Source organism: Stenotrophomonas capsici (assembly GCF_034961085.1).
Taxonomy (GTDB): Bacteria; Pseudomonadota; Gammaproteobacteria; order Xanthomonadales; family Xanthomonadaceae; genus Stenotrophomonas; species Stenotrophomonas capsici.
Genome location: NZ_JAYFUH010000245.1, coordinates 1 through 8,282 on the forward strand (window position 1 = coordinate 1; position 8,282 = coordinate 8,282).

General features: G+C 67.9%; 11 protein-coding genes. 4 read left to right on the forward strand and 7 right to left on the reverse strand.

The window, feature by feature from the left end; translation table 11 throughout:
* A partial coding sequence (locus VA603_RS12420; protein ID WP_323439033.1) for a cation:proton antiporter domain-containing protein occupies positions 1 to 1,132 on the forward strand: 1,132 nt, incomplete at its 5' end.
* A 168-nt stretch (positions 1,133 to 1,300) separates the two neighbouring features.
* Here VA603_RS12420 and VA603_RS12425 read toward each other — a convergent pair.
* The gene (locus tag VA603_RS12425) at positions 1,301 to 1,549 is read right to left on the reverse strand and encodes a DUF3297 family protein (RefSeq protein ID WP_192287781.1); all 249 of its coding nucleotides are present in this window, start codon (positions 1,547 to 1,549) and stop codon (positions 1,301 to 1,303) included.
* A 129-nt stretch (positions 1,550 to 1,678) separates the two neighbouring features.
* Between VA603_RS12425 and VA603_RS12430 the strand changes: the two genes are divergently transcribed.
* Positions 1,679 to 2,221: a DUF6630 family protein gene (locus VA603_RS12430; protein ID WP_132865808.1), complete on the forward strand. Its 543-nt coding sequence runs from the start codon at positions 1,679 to 1,681 to the stop codon at positions 2,219 to 2,221.
* 22 nt (positions 2,222 to 2,243) lie between these two features.
* On the opposite strand, the gene VA603_RS12435 is transcribed toward VA603_RS12430, so the two are convergent.
* The 5 genes from VA603_RS12435 to msrB all read right to left on the reverse strand — a co-directional run bounded on the left by VA603_RS12435 (position 2,244) and on the right by msrB (position 5,605).
* The gene (locus tag VA603_RS12435; protein ID WP_323439034.1) at positions 2,244 to 2,519 is read right to left on the reverse strand and encodes a DUF4031 domain-containing protein; all 276 of its coding nucleotides are present in this window, start codon (positions 2,517 to 2,519) and stop codon (positions 2,244 to 2,246) included.
* A 14-nt stretch (positions 2,520 to 2,533) separates the two neighbouring features.
* Complete coding sequence (locus VA603_RS12440; RefSeq protein ID WP_323439035.1) at positions 2,534 to 3,010, reverse strand: hypothetical protein; 477 nt, start codon at positions 3,008 to 3,010, stop codon at positions 2,534 to 2,536.
* Positions 3,011 to 3,198: 188 nt separating this feature from the next.
* Positions 3,199 to 4,134 (reverse strand): flagellar motor protein MotB, encoded by a 936-nt coding sequence (gene motB / locus VA603_RS12445; protein WP_132865805.1) that lies wholly within the window; start codon positions 4,132 to 4,134, stop codon positions 3,199 to 3,201.
* A gap of 10 nt (positions 4,135 to 4,144) precedes the next feature.
* Positions 4,145 to 4,999 carry a flagellar motor stator protein MotA gene (gene motA, locus VA603_RS12450; protein ID WP_132865804.1) on the reverse strand — a complete coding sequence of 285 codons (855 nt, stop codon included), beginning with the start codon at positions 4,997 to 4,999 and terminating at the stop codon, positions 4,145 to 4,147.
* Between the two features lie 138 nt (positions 5,000 to 5,137).
* Positions 5,138 to 5,605 (reverse strand): peptide-methionine (R)-S-oxide reductase MsrB, encoded by a 468-nt coding sequence (msrB, locus tag VA603_RS12455; protein WP_132865803.1) that lies wholly within the window; start codon positions 5,603 to 5,605, stop codon positions 5,138 to 5,140.
* A gap of 102 nt (positions 5,606 to 5,707) precedes the next feature.
* Between msrB and VA603_RS12460 the strand changes: the two genes are divergently transcribed.
* Positions 5,708 to 6,139 (forward strand): classical arabinogalactan protein 4, encoded by a 432-nt coding sequence (locus VA603_RS12460; RefSeq protein ID WP_323439036.1) that lies wholly within the window; start codon positions 5,708 to 5,710, stop codon positions 6,137 to 6,139.
* 160 nt (positions 6,140 to 6,299) lie between these two features.
* Here the strand turns inward: VA603_RS12460 and VA603_RS12465 are convergent, their stop codons facing one another.
* Positions 6,300 to 6,779 carry a winged helix-turn-helix transcriptional regulator gene (locus VA603_RS12465; protein WP_132865801.1) on the reverse strand — a complete coding sequence of 160 codons (480 nt, stop codon included), beginning with the start codon at positions 6,777 to 6,779 and terminating at the stop codon, positions 6,300 to 6,302.
* 149 nt (positions 6,780 to 6,928) lie between these two features.
* On the opposite strand from VA603_RS12465, the gene VA603_RS12470 reads away from it, so the two are divergent.
* Positions 6,929 to 8,194, forward strand: a complete 1,266-nt coding sequence (locus tag VA603_RS12470; protein ID WP_132865800.1) for a D-amino acid dehydrogenase — start codon at positions 6,929 to 6,931, stop codon at positions 8,192 to 8,194.
* Positions 8,195 to 8,282 lie beyond the last annotated feature (88 nt).

Consider the following 8,282-nt stretch of genomic DNA (forward strand, 5'->3'; position numbering starts at 1 on the left):
CGGTACCTTCTCGCTGGCGCAGGCCTCGCTGACCTTCCTGTGGGTGGCCTTCGCCGGCCTGGCGATCGGCGTGGCGGTGACCTGGAGCGTATCCACCTTCCAGCGCTGGCTGTGGCGTGGCTTCGGCGAGGAGCCTGGCGCGGCCCTGCTGGTCAACCTGCTGATCCCGTTCGCCGCCTACCTGCTGGCCGAAGAGCTCAGCGCCTCCGGCATCCTGGCCGCGGTCGCGGCCGGCATCACCATGAGCTACGTCGAGCTGACCGGCCGCATCAGCGGCAGCATGCGCGTGCAGCGCAGCGCGGTCTGGAACATGGTGCAGTTCACCTTCAACGGCATCATGTTCGTGCTGCTGGGCGAGCAGTTGCCGGGCATCGTCGAGCGCGCGGTGGAGACCATGTCGGTCACCGGCCACCAGAGCCCGTGGTGGCTGCTGGTCTACGTGCTGGCGATCAACGCCATCCTGATCGCGATGCGCCTGGCCTTCGTGTGGCTGTCATTGCGCTGGAACCTGCTGCGCGCGCGCATGCGCGGCGAGAAGGGCACCAGCACGCCGCTGCGCGTGGTGCTGGCGATGTCGGTGGCCGGCGTGCGCGGTGCGATCACCCTGGCCGGCGTGCTGACGCTGCCATTGATGATCCCCAGCGGCGCGCCCTTCCCCGCCCGTGACCTGGTGATCTTCCTGGCCGCGGCGGTGATCCTGGTGTCGTTGATCGCCGCCAGCCTGCTGTTGCCGCGCCTGCTGCGCGGGCTGGAGCTGCCCAAAGACGATACCTCGCGGCGCGAGGAGGACCTGGCCCGCAAGTCCTCGTCCAAGGCCGCGCTGGTGGCGGTGGAGCGGGCCCGCCAGGAACTGGCCGAGGGCCAGCCCACCGGCAACGTGCAGCTGCTCAACGACGCGGCGGCGCGGGTCAGCCTGTTGTACCAGCGCAACCTGGACAAGGGCATCAGCCCGGACGAGGACCCCGACAAGATCAAGCGCATGGAGCAGGCCTACCGCAGCCTGCGCTCGGCCGGCCTCAACGCCGAGCGCGAGGAACTGTTCCGGTTGACCCGGCGCGGGCAGATCTCCGATGAGATCTCGCGCAAGCTGATCCGCAACCTCGACCTGCTGGAAAGCCGCCAACGCGAATGACCCGGCAGGAGCGCCTTCAGGCGCAAAGCTGGGGAGTCGTTGCGCGCACGCAGAGCCTGCACAATTGCAGACGGCATCGGCTTCGCGGCCGAGGCCGCTCCTGCCGGGGAATGCAGAAGGGCCGCGTGGGCGGCCCTTGCGTGTCCTGCCGAACCGGTGGTCCCGGTATCAGGCGTTCTTCAGTTCAAGGAAGTACGGTTCCACCGCGCCCTTGATCTTCAGCGTCATCGGGTTGCCGCGACGGTCGCGGGCCTTGCCGGCCTGCACGCGGATCCAGCCTTCACTGACCGAATACTCCTCCACGTCATCGCGCTCGATGCCGTTGAAGCGGACGCCGACACCGCGCTCGAGGGCGGCGGCATCATGGAACGGGCTGCGCGGGTTGACCGCTAGGTGATCGGGAGGGGTATCGCTCATGGCACTGATTCATTGACGGCCACCGTGGCCATCTTCCGTGCCACAGGATAACCGCTGGGCGCGCGGACGGCTTCCGCCGCCGGGCGCGTGGCGGCAGAATGCGCGGCAAACACGCCGTGGAAGACCGCAATGCCCGACAACAGCGCCGATTACGAAGACGCCGACGAACTGCAACCCACCTTCGACGAGGATGACCATCCGGCGCGGGTCTGGAACCTGCTGTGGCTGATCAACCCCGGTGACGAGGACGCGGCGCTGCAGCAGTTCGATGCCTGGCGCGAAGCCCGTGCCGGCGCCGAGGACGATCCGTCCGATGAAAGCTGGCTGTGGGACCTGAAGGACGCCATAGACTGGCGCGCCGGCTTCTACGTGGACTGGAAGGACACCGACTCCTTCGTCGCGGCGCTGCAGGAGCTGGCGGCGCGCTGGAACCTGGGCATCGACTGGGGCGGCGACCTGGACGACGAGGATTTCGCCGAGGACCTGGATGTCCCGGCGCTGATGAGCATCGCCTACGACCGCCTGCGTGAGCACGGCTATTCGGTCTGGAACTGGAACACCGGTGGCGATGCCTATGCCGGCTGGATCGCGCTCAGCCGCGACGACGAGGCGATGATGGCGCTGTGTTCGCTGCTGGGCGTGGAAGTACGCCCGGGCAGCGACCCGTTCTGACCGATTCCGGCACTCGCCGTGCCTACGGTTGGTACAGCGCCCGGGCGTTGGCGATCACCTGGCGCATCCGCGTGCGGTCGGTGTGGCGGGAAATCGGCTGCGCGCCCAGGGCGATGGCCTGCTCGCGCAGCGGCGCGGGCACGTCGTAGTGCACGCCGCTGGGCAGGTTCTGGAAGGCGCGGCGGGGAATCCCGAGCTGCTGCGCCAGCGCATGCAGCTCGGGCAGGGTGTCGGCCATCAGATGCGCCCAGCGCTCGCCGCGCCAGGGATGTACCGCATCGTCGATATAGACCGTCACGATCGGCCCGGGGCTCAGGCCTTGGGCTGCTCGTCGGCGTCGGCCGCCGGTGCGTCGGCGTCTTCGGCAACCGCGACGGCTTCGGCCACGTCGGTGACCTCTTCGCCCTCGACGCCTTCGAACTCGGCGACCAGGCCGGCCAGGTAATCGTCGGCGGTCTTGCCTTCGTCAGCGGCCAGGTCGTCGATCATCTGCTGCAGCTGCGCGGAGTATTCCAGCGTGACCTTGCGGCCTTCCTTCTCCTGCACGTTGGCCAGGTGCTTGAGCATGGCCAGCATCGGCACCGGGTTGTCGGCATTGCCCATGGTCTGGCCGCCGATGGCCAGCAGCCACTCGTTGCGCTGCAGGCCGATGGCCGCCACGACCTGGCCTTCTTCATTGACCAGCACCGCGTGGTTCTGGATCTGCTGCTGGGCGTTCAGGCGGGCGAACGGGCGGCGCGGGGCCAGCTTCTTGCGCTTGTCGCGCTTGGCTTTGGACTGCTTGGACATGGGGCTCGGTAATAGGGAAAACAGCGGCCATTGTAGGCGCCCGGGCCCGTTCCTGCCTTGATGGGCGCCCTTTGGGCCTCCCTCGTGCTCGCCTTCGTTGTGCAAAAGGGGGCAGAAATGGGGTGCGCGGGGATCGGCCGGAACCGCGTGGAATGCCCTCCCGCAGGCCCGGGATGCCCCCGGCCTCCTTACTCCACCGCAGGCGGCGTTACCACTGCCACCGGCGCCGCACCGGGCGCAGGCACCGGCAGCGACTCGGTCTCGTTCAGGGCGGCGGCCTCGGCTTCCTTGGTCATCACCACGATGCTGATGCGACGGTTGATCGGGTTCTGCGGGTTGGCCTTGTCGAACAGTACCGAAGAGGACAGGCCGACCACGCGGGCGACCTTGGCCTCGTCCATGCCGCCTTCGATCAGGATGCGGCGCGCGGCATTGGCACGGTCGGCGCTCAGTTCCCAGTTGCCATAACCCAGCTGCGTCGAATACGCGGTGGTGTCGGTGTGGCCGGTGATGCTGATGCGGTTGGGCACCTGGTTGATGAAGTGCGACAACTCCAGCAGGATCGACCGCGTGTAGGGCATCAGCCGCGCGCTGCCGAGGTCGAACATCGGCCGGTTCTGCTGGTCCACGATCTGGATGCGCAGGCCCTCGGGGGTGATGTCCAGCAGCAACTGGTCCTTGAACGGTTCCAGCGCCTGGCTCTTGCTGATCGCTTCCTGCAGGTCCTGCTTCAGCGCCTCCAGCCGCTGGCGCTCGCGCTCGCGTTCAGCCACCGGCGTCGGCACCGCTTCCTGCTTGTTCTGGAACGGGTCGTTGCTGTTGCCGCGCGAGATGTCGGTGGCACCGCCGAGCTTGATCATCGACGTGCTCGCACCGCCCGGCCCGGCCATGCCCGGGGCCGGCGTGCTGCTGGTGCCGCTCAACGGGCTGGGGTTGCGGAAGTACTCGGAAATGGCCGCACGCTCGGGCTTGCTGGTGCTGCCCATCAGCCACATCACCAGGAAGAAGGCCATCATCGCGGTGACGAAGTCGGCGTAGGCCACCTTCCAGGAGCCACCGTGATGGCCGCCGCCCTGGACCTTCTTGACCCGGCGCACGATCACTGTGGGCTTGGTATCGCTCATCGTGGCTGCCTTACTTGACCGACTTCAGGTGCTGCTCGAACTCGCTGAAGCCCGGGCGCAGTGCCGAGGGCACGGTCTTGCGCGCGAACTCCAGCGCGATCTTCGGGTTGTAGCCGCGCAGGCAGGCCAGCAGTGCGGTCTTGACCGACTCGTAGATGCGCGCGTCCTGTTCGGCGCGTGCTTCCACCGCCGCCGCCAGCGGGCCGATGAAGCCGTAGCCGAGCAGGATGCCGAGGAAGGTGCCGACCAGCGCGCCGGCCACGTGGGCGCCGACTTCCTTGATGTCACCGCCGATCGAACCCATGGTGATCACGATGCCCAGCACCGCGGCGACGATGCCGAAGCCGGGCAGGCCATCGGCCACCTTGTTGAGCACGTGCGCCGGCTCGATGGCCTCGTGGTGGTGTTTTTCCAGCTCCAGTTCCAGCAGTGGCTCGAGCTCGTGCGGCTCAATGTTGGAGCCGATCATCAGGCGCAGGCAGTCGGTGATGAAGTCCATCAGGTGGTGGTCGGCCAGCACCTTGGGGTAGTTGGCGAACACCGGGCTTTCCTGCGGTCGCTCGACGTGGTCCTCCAGCGCCATGAAGCCTTCGCGGCGGGCCTTGTTGAGCAGTTCGTACAGCAGGCTGAGCACGTCCAGGTAGTCCTGGCGCTTGTACTGCGGCCCCTTGAAGACGCCGACCACGGCCTTGAGCGTCTGCTTGACGGTCTTGACCGGCGTGCCGACCAGGAACGCGCCCAGCGCCGCGCCGCCGATGATGACCAGCTCGTAAGGCTGCCACAGCGCGCCCAGACGGCCATGCGCGCCGACGTAGCCGCCGAGCACGCTGATGATGACGATGAGCAGGCCAACGAGGATGAGCATGGTGCGGGCACGGGGAAGGGGATATCCCGTTGTCGGCACGCTCGCCGGATTCTGTAGGCGCGGCCTTGGCCGCGACGCAGGGCGTGCGTGCAGACGGCCAGACGCAGCCATGCCCCTGGCATCGCTCGGCGCGACGGCTCAGCGCGCCGGTTCGGCCTCGGCGCCGCCGCGCTGCAGCGGGTCGGGGTAGGGCTGGCCCTGGTCGACGAAGCCCAGCGACACCGAGTTCAGGCAGTGCCGCTCGAAGGTCGGCGGCGGGCCGTCCGGGAACACATGGCCCAGGTGGCTGCCGCAGCGGGCGCAGACGATCTCGGTGCGCACCATGCCGTGGCTGGTATCGCGGATCTCGCCGACATGGGCCGGGTCGAACGGGGCGAAGAAGCTGGGCCAGCCGGTGCCGGAGTCGAACTTGGTGCTGGAGCGGAACAACGGCAGCGCGCACAGCCGGCAGCAGTAGACGCCCTCGCGCTTGTTGTCCAGGAACACGCCGCAGAACGGCGCCTCGGTGCCGTGCTGCAGCAGTACGCGCTTTTCCTCCTCGCTCAGGCCAGCGATGAGGGCATCACGTTGTGCAGTGCTGGGGGGTGTCAGGTCGAAGGCGGTCATGGCGAGGAATCCGTGGGGCAGGGAACCATGGTGGTGGCCGGTTCATCGCCACGCAAGTCGAATAGGTGCATGCTTCGAGCCGGATACAGACAGGGACGGGTGATGTTCCGCACGACCACGGTATTGCTTGTCGCATTGCTCCTGCCGGAGACGGCGCTGGCCCAGTTGCAGGCCCCGGCCTCGCCGACCGCCACGCGGCCGGTGAGCCTGCCGGGTTCGCCACCGCCGACCTCACCGACGGCCACCCGCCCGTCGAGCGTGCCGCCGCCTACCCGCGACGACGCGCAGCGCGAGGACCCGCAACCGCGGGTGCCACCGCCGCCACGACCGACCAAGCCGCCGATCAAGCCGGTGACCCCGCCACCGCCGATGCGCCCGATCTACGACAGCAAGGGCCAGCGGGTCGAAGGCATGCGCCAGGCCGGGCCGAACCGGGTCTTCGACCCGCGGACGGGGCGATACCACACCACCGAGCCGAGCGGCGTCGGCCAGCGCATCGTGCCGCCGCCGGCCGGAGCCAAGCCGCAGAGGTGACGTGTGTTTTCCATGCGTGAAAGCGCCTCTCCCCAGCCCTCCTTTTGCGGCACGAAAGGGAGCGGGCGGACGCACGGCGCTCCCGGCTCCCTGCAGCGCGCCTGACTGCGCCGCCCTTGCGCCGAAGGCGTAGGCGAGGGGGACTCCTGCCGTCGGCCACTCACTCATCAATCGGCAGCGACAAGGTCTCCTTCACCTCTTCCATCACGATGTAGCTCTTGGATTCGCGCACATGCGGCATGGTCAGCAGGGTGCTGCCCAGCAGCTTGCGGTAGGAGGCCATTTCGTTGATGCGGGCCTTGAGCAGGTAGTCGAAGTCGCCCGATACCAGGTGGCACTCCAGCACGTTGGGCAGCTTGAGCGCGGCGCGGCGGAACTCCTCGAAGATGTCGCCGGACTTGTAGGCCAGGCTGATCTCCACGAACACCAGCAGGCTGGCCTTCACGAACTGTGGATCGAGCCGGGCGTAGTACCCGGTGATCACCCCTTCGCGTTCCAGGCGGCGCACCCGGTCGGTGCAGGGCGTGGTCGACAGCCCCACCCGTTCGCCCAGTTCGGTGAAGGAAATACGGCCTTCCTGCTGCAGGATGCGCAGGATCCTGCGGTCGATCTTGTCCAGTTCGCGGCTGCGGGTGGCCATCGGGATTCTGCTTTTGATGAACGAAACAAGAAATTACCCTGCATCTGCCAATCAATACAGGGAAAAGTTCTGGAGGGACCTGAATATACTGCGCCGTTTCCAGTGCCTGCCCACTCCCGGGCAGGAAATGATCGGGTCAGGAGAGGGCAATGCGAGTTCTGGTGCTTGGCAGCGGTGTGATCGGCACGACCAGTGCCTGGTATCTGCGGCAGGCCGGCTATGACGTCACCGTGGTCGACCGGCAGCCGGGCCCGGCGCTGGAGACCAGCTTTGCCAACGCCGGTCAGCTGTCCTTTGGCTACACCTCGCCCTGGGCTGCCCCGGGCGTGCCGTTCAAGGCCATCAAGTGGCTGTTCGAGGAACACGCGCCGCTGGCGATCCGCCCCACCGCCGACCTGAACCAGTACCGCTGGCTGTGGCAGATGCTGCGGAACTGCACCGCGGCCCGTTACGCGGTGAACAAGGCGCGCATGGTGCGGGTGTCCGACTACAGCCGCGACTGCATCAACGAACTGCGCGCGGCCACTGGCATCGACTATGAAGGCCGCCAGCTCGGCACCACCCAGCTGTTCCGCACCCAGCAGCAGCTCGACGCCGCCGCCCAGGACATCGAGGTGCTGCGCCAGTACGGCGTGCCGTACGAGGTGCTGGACCGCCAGGGCATCGCCCGCGTGGAACCGGCGCTGGCCAGCAAGACCGACCTGCTGGTCGGCGCGCTGCGCCTGCCCGAGGACCAGACCGGCGACTGCCAGCTGTTTACCCGCAAGCTGGCGGCGCTGGCCGCCGATGCGGGCGTGGAGTTCCGCTTCGACCAGGACATCAGCGCGATCCAGGGCGACGGCGACCGCATCACCGGTGTGCGCGTCAACGGCGCGCTGGAAACCGCCGACCAGTACGTGCTGGCGCTGGGCAGTTACTCGCCGCAGCTGCTGGCGCCGCTGGGGATGCGCCTGCCGGTCTACCCGCTGAAGGGTTATTCGCTGACCCTGCCCATCACCGATGCGGCGATGGCACCGAACTCGACCATCCTGGACGAGAGCTACAAGATCGCCATCACCCGCTTCGAGGACCGCATCCGCGTCGGCGGCATGGCCGAGGTGGCCGGCTTCGACCTGTCGCTGGAGGCGCGTCGCCGCGCCACGCTGGAGAAGGTGGTCAACGACCTGTACCCGCAGGGTGGCGACCTGTCCAAGGCCACGTTCTGGACCGGCCTGCGCCCGGCCACGCCGGACGGCACCCCGGTGATCGGCGCCACGCCGTACCGCAACCTGTTCCTCAACACCGGCCACGGCACGCTGGGTTGGACCATGGCCGCCGGCTCGGGCCGTTACCTGGCCGACCTGATGAGCGGCAGGACGCCGCAGATCAGCAGCGAAGGCCTGGACATCTTCCGCTACGGCAAGGGACAGCACTGATGCGCCCGGCACAGGCACTGATCGACCTGGAGGCGTTGCGCCATAACTACCGGCTGGCCCGCCAGTTGGGGGGCGGCAAGGCCTTGGC